8 protein-coding genes and 1 pseudogene are annotated in these 17,144 nt (G+C 36.2%); 7 read left to right on the top strand and 2 right to left on the bottom strand.

The window, feature by feature from the left end:
* Positions 1–88: 88 nt before the first annotated feature.
* The 5 genes from FEU33_RS09445 (at position 89) to FEU33_RS09425 (ending at position 13,894) form a co-directional block, all read left to right on the top strand.
* A complete protein-coding gene (locus FEU33_RS09445) occupies positions 89–1,531 on the top strand; it encodes a hypothetical protein (protein ID WP_146549126.1) in 1,443 nt (480 codons plus the stop codon).
* Positions 1,458–2,147 (top strand): hypothetical protein, encoded by a 690-nt coding sequence (locus tag FEU33_RS09440; protein WP_146549125.1) that lies wholly within the window; start codon positions 1,458–1,460, stop codon positions 2,145–2,147. Before FEU33_RS09445 ends, FEU33_RS09440 begins: the two co-directional genes overlap by 74 nt.
* Complete coding sequence (locus FEU33_RS09435) at positions 2,144–5,368, top strand: SMC family protein (RefSeq protein ID WP_146549124.1); 3,225 nt, start codon at positions 2,144–2,146, stop codon at positions 5,366–5,368. Before FEU33_RS09440 ends, FEU33_RS09435 begins: the two co-directional genes overlap by 4 nt.
* Before the next feature lie 562 nt (positions 5,369–5,930).
* Positions 5,931–7,070 (top strand): cation:proton antiporter, encoded by a 1,140-nt coding sequence (locus tag FEU33_RS09430; RefSeq protein WP_146549123.1) that lies wholly within the window; start codon positions 5,931–5,933, stop codon positions 7,068–7,070.
* Positions 7,071–7,852: 782 nt separating this feature from the next.
* Positions 7,853–13,894 (top strand): DNRLRE domain-containing protein, encoded by a 6,042-nt coding sequence (locus tag FEU33_RS09425; RefSeq protein ID WP_146549122.1) that lies wholly within the window; start codon positions 7,853–7,855, stop codon positions 13,892–13,894.
* Here FEU33_RS09425 and istB read toward each other — a convergent pair.
* A complete protein-coding gene (gene istB / locus FEU33_RS09420) occupies positions 13,830–14,567 on the bottom strand; it encodes an IS21-like element helper ATPase IstB (protein WP_370467591.1) in 738 nt (245 codons plus the stop codon). The genes FEU33_RS09425 and istB overlap by 65 nt on opposite strands.
* Positions 14,567–16,066 (bottom strand): IS21 family transposase, encoded by a 1,500-nt coding sequence (gene istA, locus FEU33_RS09415; protein WP_146548493.1) that lies wholly within the window; start codon positions 16,064–16,066, stop codon positions 14,567–14,569. Before istA ends, istB begins: the two co-directional genes overlap by 1 nt.
* 184 nt (positions 16,067–16,250) lie before the next feature.
* Here istA and FEU33_RS09410 point away from each other — a divergent pair, with 184 nt between their 5' ends.
* Positions 16,251–16,799 carry a hypothetical protein gene (locus FEU33_RS09410; protein WP_146549121.1) on the top strand — a complete coding sequence of 183 codons (549 nt, stop codon included), beginning with the start codon at positions 16,251–16,253 and terminating at the stop codon, positions 16,797–16,799.
* A gap of 85 nt (positions 16,800–16,884) precedes the next feature.
* Positions 16,885–17,144: pseudogene (locus FEU33_RS19010) on the top strand (hypothetical protein); the annotation flags it as partial.

Raw genomic sequence — 17,144 nt, 5'->3', positions numbered from 1 at the left:
CCACTTTTTCATCGTATGCTCAATGGATAATGAATGAATTCTCACAGGGGATGCATGAGCAAGAAAGAACATTAGGGGGTGTAGAGGAATGGATTTATCAATAGAAAAAAAGCCCATATCTATATTTGATGAAAACTTACATCAAGTGGATATGAACAAAACAATGCGCGATATTGCATCACTTTCCGGTGTTTTAAACGATTTGCATTCACAACAAGTCTACCAATCTCCAATTGAAATCCTCCGATTTTTAAGGTTGTTGCAGTTATTAAATGAGGAAGCTCTGGGAATAAACTCAACGCGTCGTCCGATTGGAAATGCGGAAGAACTATTTTATCGCTATCTTCACCGTTATAATGACGAGGAACCACCATCATTAGAAAAGGTTGGGCAAATTGTTCATACATTAGCTAAACATAGTTGGATTTCAAAGCAAGCCAAAAAACTAAAGCTATTAGATAGAGGAAAACGAATGATCGACGCACTTATTCGCCTGGCAAATGATTCATTAGCTTACCACATGCAGGATGATATTTCACGTCTATTATTTCAGGCTCGTCGTGATGCAGAGTTAAGTGAAGCATATGATGACAGAGGGATTTCGGGAGGAAATAAAATTGCTTCCATGATCCAAAATGTAGAAGACGCTATCGAGCAAATTGAATTGCGTCAATTAGAATTTTTGGCAGAAAAAAATGCTTTACCACAGCTTGAGAAAATTCATGCATTAATGGCGGATTTAGATGACAAGATGAATGACCGCTTAAATCTGTTTAAAATGGTTGATGAAAGTTTAGGGATGACTCCTTTAGTAAGGAGAGGGACCGCAGCTTTAACGAAGGGAACTGGTTTAAGTCTTGGCATACTCAATAAATATAATCGATTTGTCATGATGAAAAATACACCTATTACGACCAATATTTCTCCAGAAAAGGTTCGACAATTTATCATAAATATGTATGAACCACCGATTGATTCAAATATTCCAAATGCGCATGACATCTTTAGTTTTATGGAACAACAAGAATATGAGGATGAAGCAATGGATGGTATTTGGGTTCCTATTAAATTTACAGCGCCCATCAGTAAGCAAGACATTGAAGATGGCATTGATTATTTAGAAAACTATGAACCTCAAGTGAGTTCAGAAGATATTGCAGGAGAGCCGATTCAGTATGTTGAAGATCTAATCGAAGAAGATAATATTCGCACCGCATTTTCTGAAGCTTCCTGGCAAATGACGAAGGCCGTCATTCATACGGAAGAAGTAGAAAGGTATCTAGAGAAAGAAAATGTTGCCGAACTAGAACAATTGATCATTGAGGCAGGCTCGCCAAATTGGGGAGATAGTATTCGAACAATGCTTGCCATATCAGCATTAATGGGAAATCAAAATGTAGAAGAAGACCGAAAAAGAGAAGTACAAGCTTTTGAAAAAGAATGGGAGTGGATCAATGATGACGACAGAAAACATATTGTACGACAACGAACAGCAAAACCTAAATCCTTTGATGGTGATGCAAAATCTTAAAGCATTTTTGTCTACAGAAGAAGAATTAGTCTTCATGCAATTACTCTTTTCTTCTTCATCAGCTATCAAGGGTCAAAATTATGGTTTGAAGCGAAAAGAAGTAGAAAAAATGCTAAATATCAAAAATGATGAAACGGCTTTTTATTCTTTTATAAACCGTTTGAATCAAGCAATTGCAAGATATTTTAAAATCATTTATGACGATAAAAGAGATCAGCTTATCGCGATGATGCGTGTCCCTGCAAAACAAGCAAAATCTACTTTAAATAAAGAAGCACTTGCTATATTGCTATACATGTTCTATCAACAAGAAGTGCTGAATCATGAATTCACATTATTACAGCAATTACTGACTGATTTTGGTCATGAAATGCAGCACGCAAGCCGAAAGCTACAAAATAATATCGAGATATTAAAAAAAATCGGTGCTGTTGAAGACTTTCAACTTTCCCAATCGGAGCAAGCGTATAAAGTAACATCTATTGGGGTTCATATGTTTTCAAATTCATTTTTACGAAGAACAACGGAATTTGCGCAGTCTGCTCAATTAAGTAAGGAAGAGGTCGTGAAATTTTTCAAACGACATAATCTGTATAGGCAGGAGGAAGAGCAATGATTCCATATAGCTTACAATTTAGTGGTATTCGTGATTACAAACCAGTGAAAATAACATTTGGCGGTGAAGGCGAGCATGTCTTGATCTCAGGACCAAATGGAGCTGGAAAATCAACCATTACTTTTGTCATGGGGGCGGTCCTCTATTCAGCAAAGGTGGATATTGAAGGATTGCGTTCAGCCAATTTAAGACCGGGACAAATATGGAATGCTGAAATCTTATTAACCTTTCATAATATTGGCTCCTCTCGTGTGGATGCAGCACCTTATATTGCCTTTCAACTTCTGATCAAACAACAACCTAGTTCTGTTATCCAACGGTTATTCAAGGTATATACAGGTGATTCGCCAGAAGAGTTAAAAGAAATCGCCACATATCGTTCAGGGGATCAAAATCAGCGAAATCTTTCGATGTATCGAGATGATCTACAATATAAATATAAAATTCACCCTGATATGTTTTACCTTATTTGGTATCAAAAAGAGGTTAATCAGTTTGCTACCATGTCGCCAGAAGAACGTTTTCGCCGATTCAGTGAAATGTACCATATCGAAGAAATACAAAAGGAATGGGAAATAAGCGTTGAAAATTTGAAAGAGCTAGAAGCGGAATTGCAGCAAACAAAAACCAACGTTAAATACATGGAGAGTCAAATGACGATCGCACATGATGCCTATAAACGCTTTCAAATAAATGAAAAAAATCTTCATACCAATGGTAAAAATCATGTCCTTTTTACTCGAAGTATCAAAGCAAAACTAGAAATGGAGCAAAACGAATTCGAACAGGATATGAAGAAAAAAGAGCAGCAATTACAGGGATTGCAAGAGAAAGCACAAGTCATTGTCAATCAAATAGCAGAATTAAAAGAAAGAAAAAAACAAAAGGAACAGCAAAGTCATCAATATGATCTAGAGATACGGCAACTAAAAAATCAAGAAATTTCGTTCTATAATCAACAAAAGCGATTAAAGGATGAAATCGAATACCTTCAAGAAAAGCTAGAAAGCACGCAAGAATTACGAAAACGACTTCGATATAGTGAAGAAGACACGAAAAAGTATTTAGAAGAAAATAGTAGGAAAATGTCCACATTAGAAGCTGAACTTGAAAGACATAGGAAACAAATCCGAGAGAATACGAAAAAAATAGAAGAGCTTCAATATAAAAAGGTAGACGAGGAATACAAACTAAAAGGAATTATTGAACAAGAAGATGAATACAGAAATATTCTTGCTATCTATGTCAGCAGCTATCATGTGGAAGAATCTTTAGAAAAAAATAAACAAGCTTTTAAAACACTCGCTAAGACAATTCCTCATGAAGAAGAAAAGTGCAAACAATTAAAAAATGAAATCACCATGTTACAGCAAAACAAAGTCATGTCCGTTCGTCAACAAGAAGCTATTCAACAACTAAAAAAACAAGGGATCCAAGCCTACACGTTACGTGATTTTATCGAATTAGAGGACAACGCCACTTTAAAGGATGAAAAAGCACTGGATCCGATTAAATATACGATTTTTTATCATGCACGTTCATGCAAACCAGTAAATGACTTATATCATGTTTCACTGTTAACGATTATACCAACAAAATATATAGACCATTTATCTGTATGGAAGTTGAAAATAAGAGATCAATTATCTGAGGAACAAGTGATTATGGCAACGAAAGTTCTTTTTTGGATTGACCAATTCTTTGAAAAATCCCCTAAACTTGAAAACCAGATATTGATCGATGGGCGTGGATTGCGTGGGGCACAAGAAAGAGATACTTTTATTTTAAGTAAAAGAGCAGTAGAAAATCGTTTGATCGAATTACAAAATCGCTTCACCAAGTATGAAGAACAGCTTCAGCAAGACTATTTAGCCATCTCTGAATATGAAAAGAAAATCACGGATTTACAAAATATTATCAAAGATGTAAAAAAAGCAGAAGCTTTTACGCTTGAATTGGATAAAAAGGAGGAGTACCAAAAGTTAATAGACAATCTCCAACTGGACATTATTCAAACAAATCAAGCAAATGAACATCTTCAAGATGAAATGATAGAAATTCAAAGACAGCAAGCTGTTTCGTTGCAACGACAACAATTATTGCAAGAACAATTAGACATTTACCAACAAATCGGTGCTTTGAAAGATGAACAACAAAAACTTCTTCAATTAGAAAAAGAAGAAATACAATTGAACCGAAAAATCAAAGAAATTGACCAAACGAAAAGAGAGAAACAGCTTCAATATCAAAATTTGCAGGATTTGATCGCTAGTTTATCACGAAATATTGGAAGATTAGCTAACGATAAAGAAAATAATGAGCAAGCGATCCAAGATAGAAGGAAAAAAAGTGTAGAGATTTCGGAAAAACTTCAAACGATTAAAGCCGAAATCACACAAAATGAAATCATCCTAAAGGATCTGCAACAAATTATCCCTCAATTATACGAAGCAGCTATGAAAGAAGAAGTTGTAAAGGAAGTGTCAATGTCTGCGTTGTTATCACAAAATGAACGCGCAAAAATTGCATTCGAAACAGCAAGAAATGCGGATGTAGATCCTCATGCTGAAGAAAATTATAATACACGCAAAGCAGAATATGATAAAAAAAGAGCAGATGCATTCAAAATGGAAGAGTTACTAGAACAACATAAAATTGTCGTTACAGAAAACGAACAAAAGTTAGAAACGACCATCAATGTGCATGTGTTAGCACTTCATAAACGATTTCAACATTATATGGAGCAATTTAACTTTGAAAGCGAAATTTCATGGGAGCGTTTTGAAGATAAACGCGGTCGGGTGATTTTTAAATTATATGTAAAAGCACATAAAAACGGTCACGGCAGTCGATTAGAGGATGTCAGCGTAAAAGCTAGAAATGGTAAACATGGGAAAGGCATGTCTGGAGGAGAGGAATCATTGAGCTCCCTTCTATTTGCTTTGACCTTGCTGCAGCATCTTGATACAACACCAGGCTATATCATACTAGATGAATTCGATAGTGCATTAGATGAAATTCGTAAAGAAAAAGTGTTTGAACTATACGCTAGTGAACTAAATCGCAAGCTTATCATCTTATCGCCGAAAGCACACGACAACGATTATTATGCAAAGTATAGTAAAGTTTTCATCGTACAACATGATCCTTCAAGAGTTGAAAGCACGATAAAGGGCATTCAGATCAAGCATCAAAAGGAAGCAGTAAGTATGAATGGATAGAAAACAGATGGATTATCCTTATTCAGCAATGTCTTATGCGACGAGAGCGTAGCGACAGGAGCAAATGTTTTTTATGCCGAAAGCGAAGCGGCAGGAGCAAATGTTTTATGCGAAGCAAATGTTTTATGCGCTGAAAACGTAGTGGCAGGAGCCAAATCTTTTTTGTATCGAAAGCGTAGCAATAGGTACAGAAGTTCATCTCAATAGCTGGTGAGATGAATGCGATTTTAATCTTTATTGAGTTGAGCGGATGTATATTCGCCTGCTGAATCAGAGGAGCTTTTTGACCAAGCACGGAAAAACCCCGAAGCAATTATACTAGGGTGTAATGGATCAGTTTACTAGCTTTCACTTTACAAAGATGAATATTTTCTATAACATATAGGTTAATCAAATAGTTGAGTGCAAAACATGGTGGAGTCTGTCAATCTGGCTCCGCCATGTTTTTTTGTTAATGGCTCTATTAAGCTACGATTGACTTTTTCGGCTCTTCCTCATGTTGCAGTAAGCTTTTCATCTATTCACTATTGAATTGAACTGTCTATCAAAAGGAGGAAATCATTTGTTCATTTTCCAAATCGTTATTGTTTTATTGGCGACAAAATTAGCTGGTCATTTGAGTGTAAGGCTTGGACAGCCATCCGTATTGGGCAAGATCGTTATAGGCATTATTTTAGGGCCTGCTCTATTAGGGTGGGTACAGGATTCTGAAATCATGCATACTTTTAGCGAAATTGGTGTCCTGTTATTAATGTTTTTAGCAGGACTTGAAACAAATTTGGAGGATTTAGATCGCAATAGGAAAGCGGCCATGTTTGTCGCGATCGGGGGAATTATTGCACCTATTGTGATGGGATACGTTGGAGCGCATTATTATGGATTATCAACAGCAGAAGGTATCTTCATAGGATTGTTATTAGCTGCAACTTCTGTTAGTATTTCTGTCCAAACATTGCGAGAATTAGGATGGTTGAACAGTAAAGAAGGTGCAACCTTACTAGGAGCAGCTGTACTAGATGATATTATTGTGGTTGTATTATTAGCAATAGCCATGAGCTTTTTTGTTGGGTCTGATGTGAGTATTTCTTTATTGATTGGAAAGAAGATTTTGTTCTTTGTGATCCTTTTCTTAGCATCCAAATGGTTCGTACCATTCTTTTTAAGATTATTCTCTAAAGTCAAAGTTACAGAACCCTTATTAAGTGGCGCTTTAATCATCTGTTTTGCATTCGCATATTTTGGAGAATATTTAGGTATTGCGGGTATTATAGGATCGTTCTTTGCAGGAATTGCAATGGCACAGACAAAATTTAAGAAAGAGATCGAGGAAAAAGTTGAACCAATTGCTAATGGCATTTTTGTTCCATTTTTCTTTGTAAGTATCGGTTTGTCTGTAACGTTTGAAGGGATCAGCAACCAAATGGGCTTAATCGTTCTATTCTCTTTCATTGCATTGCTTTCAAAATTTATCGGCGCAGGGATTGGCGCAAAATTAGCAGGTCTCAATATGCGTTCATCCATGGGTGTTGGAGCTGGCATGATTTCTCGAGGAGAAGTAGCTCTTATTATTGCCGCTATGGGATTAGACAATAAATTATTGCCAGTGGCGTATTATACCCCCATGATTATCGTCGTTGTCGTTACAACCTTAGCAACACCACCACTATTAAAATGGATTTTTGGAAAAAGAGTGGACGAGTAAAATGTTAAATGAAGGACGGGCAATCATATAAATACATGCTTTTTAAGGATTATGGCAAAAATATTTGCTGATTTCTTCCTAATCAACACGTCTGAAATAATAACTTTCATAACAAACTTATCTTTCATAAATTCCCCTTTAAAATCCTGTATTTTAAAGGATTTCCTTCAGTTGTTCTCATAATGATACCTTCGTTTATTTTATCCCGCTTTAACGGGCAGTAAGACCTCAAGATTTAAAGAGAAACGAGAAAGATAGATGGAGGTTAACTGCCGCATGCGTCCGATTGGTTTGGGCGGGCAGGATGTTGGTCCCTCAGGTGTTGCCACAGGACGTGGCGCTTTTAACCTGAGTTCTTCTAGCTCAGTTGGGGGATGAAGGAAACCCCCCACTGATGGAAGCTTCACTTTATTAATTCTTTGATCCCTCAATTACTTTCGTTAAACATCCAATTTTATTATAAAAAGAACAAGAAGGTAATTCTCAGGTGCTAGATTCTTAAAACCATTTACCTCTGAATTTTTATCAAAAAGGTACAAATTTTGAAGAAATATTGAAAAAAAGTTATACAATCCTCCATATCCATCCAGTATCAAGCACAAAATGGTTTGGATGGAAGATAGCGAAAAAGTTATTTATGGCTCAAATTTTAAACTTTATTTTACATATTTTATTTAAAGAGTAAATAAAAACATATTAAGGTCCCATTTATAACAATTTTTTGCTTATGTATAATAATTCTGTAACATTTTTGTTATAAAAAGTATTATTGGAGGAGTAAAATGAAACAATATTTCAAAAAATGGCTATCGTTATTTTTAGTCACGACTTTGATTGTCAGTATGATTCCTGAATATGTCGGTTTAGCATACTCAGAATCAAAAGAATCACAAGAACCAACTGATTCGGAAAAAGAAATGATTTCTACTGACAATTTAAAAGAATTAAAAGATAAACGAACGCCTACAAGTAAGACATTCACAGATGAAAAAGGAAACTATTACAAGGAAATCTATGCTGAAAAAGTTCATATCGAGCAAAATAATCAGTATAAAGATATTTCTGAGAATCTAACCTCTACTGGGACAGGCTATGTTGCTACCGATACCACTCAGCTAGCATCAAAGTTTCCGCAATCCATTAAAAATGATCAGAGTATTACATACAGTAAAGGAAGTCACAAACTCGTTTTTGAGTTAGATTCTGCTACTAAAGATGAGGAGAAATTACGCCCATCAACCGCAAGTAAAACCTCTACCAAAGAGAATGAAATTCAATATAAGAATATTTACCCGCAAATTGATTTAAGACATATTACTTTCAATGAAGAAGTAAAGGAAGATTGGATCGTTAATGAGTATACAGGTATTCATCAGTTTACGTATACATTAGAAACAGATTTAAACGCCAAACGATTATCTGATGGTTCCATTGGATTTTTTACAAATGATGCAAAAGAGGAAAGAATTTTTACACTTCCTAAGCCAATGATGATGGATTCTAACATCAACGATACAAAAGGGGAAGGCGTATATTCAGATAAAGTTCAATATCAATTAACGAAATTGAAGGAAAATAAATACACTTTAACACTAGAAGCAAATGAAAACTGGTTGAAATCTAAGGAACGTGTATATCCGGTCTATATAGATCCATCTGTTACTATAGATGACTTAGGTGATACATATGTATCTAGTAAATATCCAAAAGCAAACTTTAACAAGCAATGGGATCCTACACAAGGAGAATACGTTTTACAAACAGGCTATTATGATAGTACATCAGGAACAAACTATCCATTTATTAAATTTAGCATTGTAGGAGATTTAAAGGGTGCCACAATAGACAGTGCAGATTTACAGACTTATGTGACACATGCCTATTATGCATCACAAAAAAATGGATTATGGGTAGATGAAGCTAAAGGAAAATGGTATGCGGATGAACTAACTTGGAATAACAAGCCTTCTTCTACTAAGATCACCTATACCTCTGTTGGACGAGACGAATGGGCGCATTTTAACGTGACAAATAACGTGCAAGCTTGGGTTTCAGGGGAACGTTCAAACTATGGGTTTAAATTTCATACAAATGGTCATGGCAAAACCTACTGGAAAAAGATAACCGCTGGTGAAAGCGCAAAAAAAGCAAAAGTTGTCATTGCTTATCACTACGAAAAAATGGCTACACCGACAATGACAGCCACAGCTGATGATGCGGCTTCTAAAACTGGTTCAGTAAATGTAAAATGGAAGTCGGTTTACGGAGCAACAAGCTATGATTTGCAGATGTTTGATGGCAAGGGTTATGAAAGTGTATATAAAGGAACGGCAACTAGTTGGAATTCTAAAGGGAAAAAAGTATTTCCTAAATCCCCCTATAAAACTACAAGTACTTATAGTACAAACCAAACTGGTGTTGAACTCCCACTTGATCCAACAGGGTTTTATTCTGTAAAAGCTGGTTCAACTGTCACTTCAAAAGAATATAAATTTCGTGTGATACCGATTTATCCAACTGGTAATGGTCCTACTTCTTCAACAGTATCAAAAGCTATTCCTGTACCAGCGGGTGAACCAGAATTACCAACCATCACAACTGGAAGCTATCCTGAGACAGATCCAGTCAATAAAGGACGTGGTTGGTTAAATATTAATTGGAAAAAAGTTGCTAACGCTACTGGCTATAAAGTCCGTATTTGGAATGGTGCAAAGTATGAAAACTATACAGTAGGAAAAGATACGTTATCTGTTAGCACAAAAGGAAAGAAAATTTGGCCGACTGACGATGAAATACAAGCAGGGAAAACGGATCTTCATCAAGTAGAATTAGATCATTCATCAAGTGTCGGAACGGGTAGCGAACTACCTATTGATCCAAGTACAACATATGGTAATACATCAAAACGTTATAGTGTTCGTGTGATTGCCATGTCGGCTGCGGGTGATTCGCCTTCATCAGATGTCAACTATGGCTATATGCCTTTATACGCGCCCAAAGATGTCAAAATAACTTCAAATGATGATAACCTAGTCCAAAATAAAACAAGTTTTGATATCGAATGGAAGGAATCTACCGGTGCAAAATATTATGATGTTATTTTAAATGATGGCAGTAAAGATGAAACCATTAAAGTTAAAGGGAAGACAAGCTATACGACGGATGCAAAATACGATAATAGTAAAAGTTACACCGCAACAGTGCAAGCGTATTTTGATGATGACGATACGGCTCCTGAAACTGAAGAAGATAAGATTTCAGGAAAACGAGGTTTGAGTCCAAAAACTTCATCAAATAGCATAAAACCGAGCCAGCATTTAGATTTAATAGGTTTAGAAGACTACTTCACATATGAAGATGATACATTTGGAAATGCCTCTTCTAGTGTGAATGTCACAACAGGAAATATGGCACTACAATTTACGGATGAGTCTCTTTATACACGAAGTGATTTAGGGTATGACTTCACACGTACGTATAATTCTCGTTCAACAGCTACCTCTGCTTTAGGTAAAGGATGGACGTTCATTGGCAATGAGACATTATCTGTTTTAGAAAATGGAGATGTTTTATATACAGACGAAGATGGCACTGTTCATACATTTATAAAAGATGGCACTCAATATCATTCACCAAAGGGATTATATGAGAAGCTATTTAAAGTAGATGATGCAACCTACACACTTACTGATCCAAATCAATTTGTCCAAACCTTTCAATTAGGGAAGGATAACGTATTCTATATCACTTCATATAAAGATGAATATCAAAATCAAATCGATTTCACACGTGATGAAGAAGATCAACTAACCACAGTATCGGAAGCCAAAGGGATTGAAAAGCAAGAAAAAATTCAAATAGAGTATAGCGATGGAAAGATAAGTAAAGTACAATTCGCGGACCATTGGACAACCTACACTTATAATGGGGATTTACTTGTTCAAACCAAAATGGGCAGTGACAAAACAACTCGTACCATTACTGAAAATTTCACTTACAATGATAACGGGCAGCTTATCAAATATATAGATGGTGAAAATAACCAAACTGTTTTCTCGTACACGGAAAATGAGTTAACCATTTTTGACCAACAAGCAGAAGATGAAGAATTATCTATTACGAATACGTATCAGTTTAATGAGAAGGAAAACGAATTCAAATCGATTGCCACAGATGATACAGAAACTATTTATAAAAGAGATAAGGCAAATGGTACGTATGCAGTTACACAAGTAACAGAACCTTCTGAAACTGATAACCGTACAACTTTCTATGAATTAGATTCCCAATATAATATGTTAAAAGTAACAAACCCAGATGGAACGACTGTAGAAAATACGTACGATTTAAACGGTAATATCCTAACATCGAAATCCAACGAAGGTACTGTAACGAATACGTACAATGAAAAAAATCAGGTTATTAAATCAGTTGCAGCTAGTGGAGAAACGACTACAAACTTGTATGATGGTCCTTCTTTAGTATCATCGACAGTAAATGATGAAACGACAGCCTATACGTATGATTCGTTTGGTCGTGTAACAAAGACAATTTATCCAAATGATACATTTGATACAACGACTTATGATGATGATCTTTATGCGGTTTCCTCCACTGATAAAAAAGGGAATCATACCAAAATGGTTTATACTATTTATGGTCAGCAAAAAGAAGTAACTGATGCAGATGGACATACAACACAATATACGTATGATCCACTCTATCAAGATACGCTTACTTCTGTAACAGACGGAAACGGTCATAGTACAGCCTATACGTATGATGACAACAATAATATGTCTTCGCTGACAGATGCACTCGGACGCACGAAAACGTATAATTATAATGACAATGATCAAGTAACAAAAGTAACAATGCCGCAAATGACCTTCCAGTATGAATACGATTTAAACGGTGAATTGAGTAAGTCACTGTTACCGTCAGGCATTGCAACACTCTATAGTTATACCGAAGATGACCAAGTAGATACAGTCCAAGTGACAAACAAGGACGGTGATGTGGTTGCTTCAACACATTACCAATATGATGACTTAGGAAATGTGAGCCAAGTCGCACAAGACGACCAAGTTTTAAAAAACTATAGCTATACAGATGAGTCCAACATACTAGCTAAATACGACTTAAAGCTATTTACACAAAATTATGAGTATGATGATCAAGAACGTCTAACAAAACGTACAACCGCCTACGACAATGCTTTGACTGTTCAAGAACAAACCAATTATAAAGAAAACAGCGATGACGTTGATCATGTCAAATATGGTGTAAATGATGAAGTATTCCATGATTATCAATATGATCAAAATACAGCGGACAATCAAAATACCATAACACTCAATCAGGATTTACTAAAACAAGTCGCACAATTCAATGATGCTAACTTATTAGCTTCTTTGACATACACCACAAAGGCACAACAACCATTTGAGATTGCCTATGATTATACGAAAAACGGCAATATTTCAAAAGAAACCATTCAAGGAACAGCCACAACCTATGAATACGATGGCAATAACCAACTAACAAAAGAAACGTTCGCAAATGGCGATGCCAATACGTATGAATATGATGCCGTCGGAAATCGGACAGCAGCACATGTAAATGGAAAAGACTTCACTTTCTCTTATAATGATGCGAATCAAATTCAAAAGAAAAACGATACGAACTACCAATATGATGCAGATGGCAACCTCTTACAGGATGAACACTTTCAGTACACCTATAATGAAGCACAGCGCTTAACAAGCGTTCAAACATTAGAAGGCAACATAGTAGCCTCTTATACCTATGATGAAAATGGACTTCGCCTCACGAAAACAGTGGACGATACAACCCATGAATATTTCTATAATGACGAAGTATTGGACATGGAAGTCGTCAAGAAAAACGGTGAAGTTACCCAATATCGTTCCTATGAATGGGATGGCTACACACCACTTGGACTGATCGTGAAAGAAAAAGAGGCATCCGGAAACTACCAAACCAAAACGTACCAATACATTACCAATCAACGAGGAGATGTGTTAAGCATTCGTGATCAAGAGGACCAAGAAGTAGGTTCTTATCGTTACGATGCTTATGGAAATGTCTTATCCGTAGAAGGCGATGTGGCAAAAGACAACCCTATCCGCTATGCAGGTTACTATTACGATGAGGAAACCAAAAATTATTATTTACAAGCTCGGTACTATAATCCAGAGAACGGTGCATTTCTAGCGTTAGATCCACATCCTGGAGATGACGATGAACCGTTGTCGCAGAATGGGTATACGTATGCGAATAATGATCCAGTGATGCATGTGGATCCGAATGGACGTATTGCAAAATATATTGCACAAGTTTTGTTATTTTTAGCGAAACCTTTAATAAGAAAATATGGAGGTAAAGCTCTTAATAAAGCTCGTAAGTATATGGTGAAAAAGGCTCGAAAATATTTAAAAAAATGGGGTTCAAAGTATAGGATTGAGTCGAATGGTGGGGTATTATTAAAAATTATAGAAAAAGGAAAAGGACGTGTATTCTCCATAGATTTTCATAGGTTGCCTGGAATTGCATATATTAAAAAGTACGGTAAGAAAACAAAGAAACAATATAGTAAAGGTATATGGCATTATCACTTTAAAAGTGATACCCATTACATTATTGCTGAGTTAATTCCTAAAAACGTGTGTTTTTTGCAAGCAAAAAGTGCAGAAAATTGCAGAGAAATTTACATAGGCTTGCAGCTTTTCTTTTACATTAAATCCCAGTATCCGTTTTTACGGAGGATAAGGCATTTTTCAACCGGTAGCTTTCCCCTGTGAACGCTATGACATGCGCGTGGTGAACTAGTCTGTCCACAAGGGCGGAAGTTAGACGGTTATCCCCAAAAACCCGATTCCACTGACCAAACTCCAAATTGGAGGTTACAATCACACTTTTATGCTCGTAACAGTCTGCAATAATGTGAAACAATAATTCCGATCCTTGCTTTTGAAAAGGAACGTATCCCAATTCATCCAGTATAAGCAAATCGCACTTCTCAATCTGTCGTTTTAATCTCTGCAAGGTGCCTTCTTTCATCGCTTCTTCTAATTGTCCCACCAAATCAGCCACCCTAAAGAAACGGACCTCAAATCCCAGTTCACATGCCTTCACACCTAAAGCCGTTCCTAGATGAGTTTTCCCAGTGCCTGGCGTTCCTAAAAGTAGAAGATTCTGTTTTTTCTTTATAAAACGGAGGTCACAGATTTCCTCTTTCGAGGTTGTTGCTGGTAAGTGCAGCTGGTCGGACCATTCATAATCCCTAAGCCATTTAAGCTCTCTAAATTTAGCCTTTTTTATCAGTCTAGCGATTTTGGTGGTTTGTCTGGAATTGACTTCAATCGATAGAATATCACGTAAAAACTGTTCTTTGCTTTCAAAAGGTATCTCCTCAAATTCCTCGATAATATGGGCAAGGTGGAGTGTTTTACAAATGGCCTTTAAATCGTTCATCAGGAAACACCTCCTTCCAAGGAAGGACAAAGTTTTTTATCATAAGTGTGCAAATCTGTTTCGTAGTTAAGCAAAATCTCAGGTGTGTGTACTTCGGTTAATTTTTCTGGATAAGCAGCCTCCTTAGCTTCTAGGATATATCCCAGTTCATGTGGAGCTCTTTCAAGCCGTTCTTCTGTTTCCAGAGAGGAGTGAATATCATCTAGTGTATGCTTCTCTAATAGTTTCTTTATACCTTTAACCCTTGCTCGGGTTTCTTCCGGGTGTATCGTCAGATACGCTTGAACCCTCTCAGGCAAATATTTAAAGAATCGTGAATACTTGACAGACCGAGGCTTCTTCTCCCAATCTATTAAAATATCATTCCATGGTATCGCTCTTGTTGTATTCATATAAGGGCGGTCTTCCTGGTAAACAATTTCTCCGCCATTCGTAAAACAGGTGAATCGATCCCATTCCATTTTGAGGACCAATCCTTGTTTCATTTTCGCTTTGTGGATAACAATTTTTTCACCGTCAACTTCAATTTCCCCATATTTATTAACCTTTGTGGATTTTACAGAATAAATCGGAAGATCCGTTAAAGGCAAGGCTTTCAAATGTTTTTTATCCTCTTTCCACAACTCATCAATCAACACATTTTTTTCATAGTGGAGGCGTTGCCGATCCTTTTCCATTCCCTCCTTCAACCAGTCCGCTAATTGTGGAAAACTCTTCATTATCGGTGCTGTTGTAAATAGATTATTCCTTGTATAACCAACCTTCTTTTCCACATTTCCTTTCTCATGCCCGCTTGACGGATTACATGGCTGCACTTCAAAACCATAATGGCACTTGAATCTCAAAAATGCGTCAGTGTAGGTCCGTTTGTCCCCTTTGCCAATTGAAATTACTGCCGCAGACAAGTTATCAATACGTAGATAGGTTGGGACCCCTCCAGCCTGGTGAAACAACTCCTTTAGCCCTTCAAGGAAACACTCCGTATTTTCGCTTGGAAGAGGGTAGCTAAATCCAGCATTACTATGTGGAAAACTCAAGATTAGGGCTTTGACATCTTTATACGCTCCGTCTTTTACCACAGTCATGTTTCCGAAGTCCACTTGTGCTTCACCCGGAGGGTGTTCTAAACGCTCATGTCTTTCAACCTTGGCTGCTTTGAGTTGGGGCTTTCGGTGTTGGATATATTCGCATACGGTCCGATACGAACCTTTAAAATCATGGTTGTTTCTAAGTTCTTCATGGATCTTCTTGCTAGTTCTTCGGTTTTTTCTCTTGAGTTTCATGTCCTCCTCAAGCCAACAGTCAACAATTTCTCCGAACCCCTCCTCATACATCATTCCTCTTTTAGTGAACTTGAGTGTTTCTTGAAAACTTTCTCCATCTGCGTATTTTTTAACAGTCCTCCAATTACAACCAGTTTTTCTTGCAATCTCGTTTATAGATAAATCTTCTTCTTCTCTTAAATGTTTGATATAATTTACTTCAGGCATCGCTAGCATCCTTTCATGTCCTCCTACTGTTGTGGTCTCTCAATCAATACAGTAGGGAATTATTATGGGGCTGGCAAGCCTTTTTTTATGCAGTTGAGTTCTGCACAAATTTCTCGCAAACCTCTGTACTTTTATTTTGCAATAAACAAACGTGTTTATAAAGACATCCTCCAAATATAAGGTGGTGTGGTAAATGAAATTTTTTTTAAGCAACTTTTTAATAGGTGATGACTTTTCTTATATTTTCAAAAATGAAAAAAGAGGATTGGTTGAATTTTCTTTTATTATTTCTCCTACTGAAGACCATTTATGTGAGAGATATAAGGTGTTTTTACAACAGTTTTTGAGAAAATTAGATAGATATCCACTATATATACATGTACTTGATGAATCAAATGACATCAATATCTCAGAAATAGCCGAAATGAAAAAAGTTGGTCCAGGGAAATTTTATCATTTTGCAAAAATAGAAAATGAAGTGGAATTAGTTCAACATTTTCAAAAGATTTATTTAGATGCCTTTAATAACGAAAATGTTTTACTATCTTCCGAAAAATATGTAGAAATTGATCCAAACGGTGAAGTTGGTCAGTATCGTTTCATTTTTGATTATAGGATGAATCATTTAGAAGAAAGATTTTATCTGTGGATTGGTTTTGATGGAATAGGCTGGGATTTTATCGCTAACTTTACCGATTATCCTTATAATGAATTACCTATTAAAAATGAAATGGACTTATGAAAATAAAAGTCTAATCATGTATGTGAAATATAAATGGGTGGCAGTTATAGAAGAAAGATCATATATCCTATAGAAATATCTAAATGTGTATCATATCAGGTGGATAGAGTTAAAACAAGTCGCACAATTTAACGATGCCAATCAAATTGAAAAGAAAAACGATACGGACTACCAATATGATGCAGATGGAAACCTATTACAGGATGAACATTTTAAGTACACCTATAATGAAGCACAGCGCTTAACAAGTGTTCAAACATTAGAAGGCAACACAGTAGCCTCTTATACCTATGATGAAAATGGACTTCGCCTCATGAAAACAGTGGGCGATACAACCCATGAATA

The organism is Rummeliibacillus suwonensis (assembly GCF_007896435.1).
Taxonomy (GTDB): Bacteria; Bacillota; Bacilli; order Bacillales_A; family Planococcaceae; genus Rummeliibacillus; species Rummeliibacillus suwonensis.
The sequence above is the reverse complement of the archived record's forward strand: the minus strand, read 5'-3'. Positions and strand labels throughout refer to the sequence as shown.

Excerpts from the sequence above, each read along its gene's own strand:
- FEU33_RS09445 (WP_146549126.1), top strand. The coding sequence starts at position 89 with ATGGATTTATCAATAGAAAAAAAGCCCATATCTATATTTGATGAAAAC.
- FEU33_RS09440 (WP_146549125.1), top strand. The coding sequence starts at position 1,458 with ATGACGACAGAAAACATATTGTACGACAACGAACAGCAAAACCTAAAT.
- FEU33_RS09435 (WP_146549124.1), top strand. The coding sequence starts at position 2,144 with ATGATTCCATATAGCTTACAATTTAGTGGTATTCGTGATTACAAACCA.
- FEU33_RS09425 (WP_146549122.1), top strand. The coding sequence starts at position 7,853 with ATGAAACAATATTTCAAAAAATGGCTATCGTTATTTTTAGTCACGACT.
- istB (WP_370467591.1), bottom strand. The coding sequence starts at position 14,567 with ATGAACGATTTAAAGGCCATTTGTAAAACACTCCACCTTGCCCATATT.
- istA (WP_146548493.1), bottom strand. The coding sequence starts at position 16,066 with ATGCTAGCGATGCCTGAAGTAAATTATATCAAACATTTAAGAGAAGAA.
- FEU33_RS09410 (WP_146549121.1), top strand. The coding sequence starts at position 16,251 with ATGAAATTTTTTTTAAGCAACTTTTTAATAGGTGATGACTTTTCTTAT.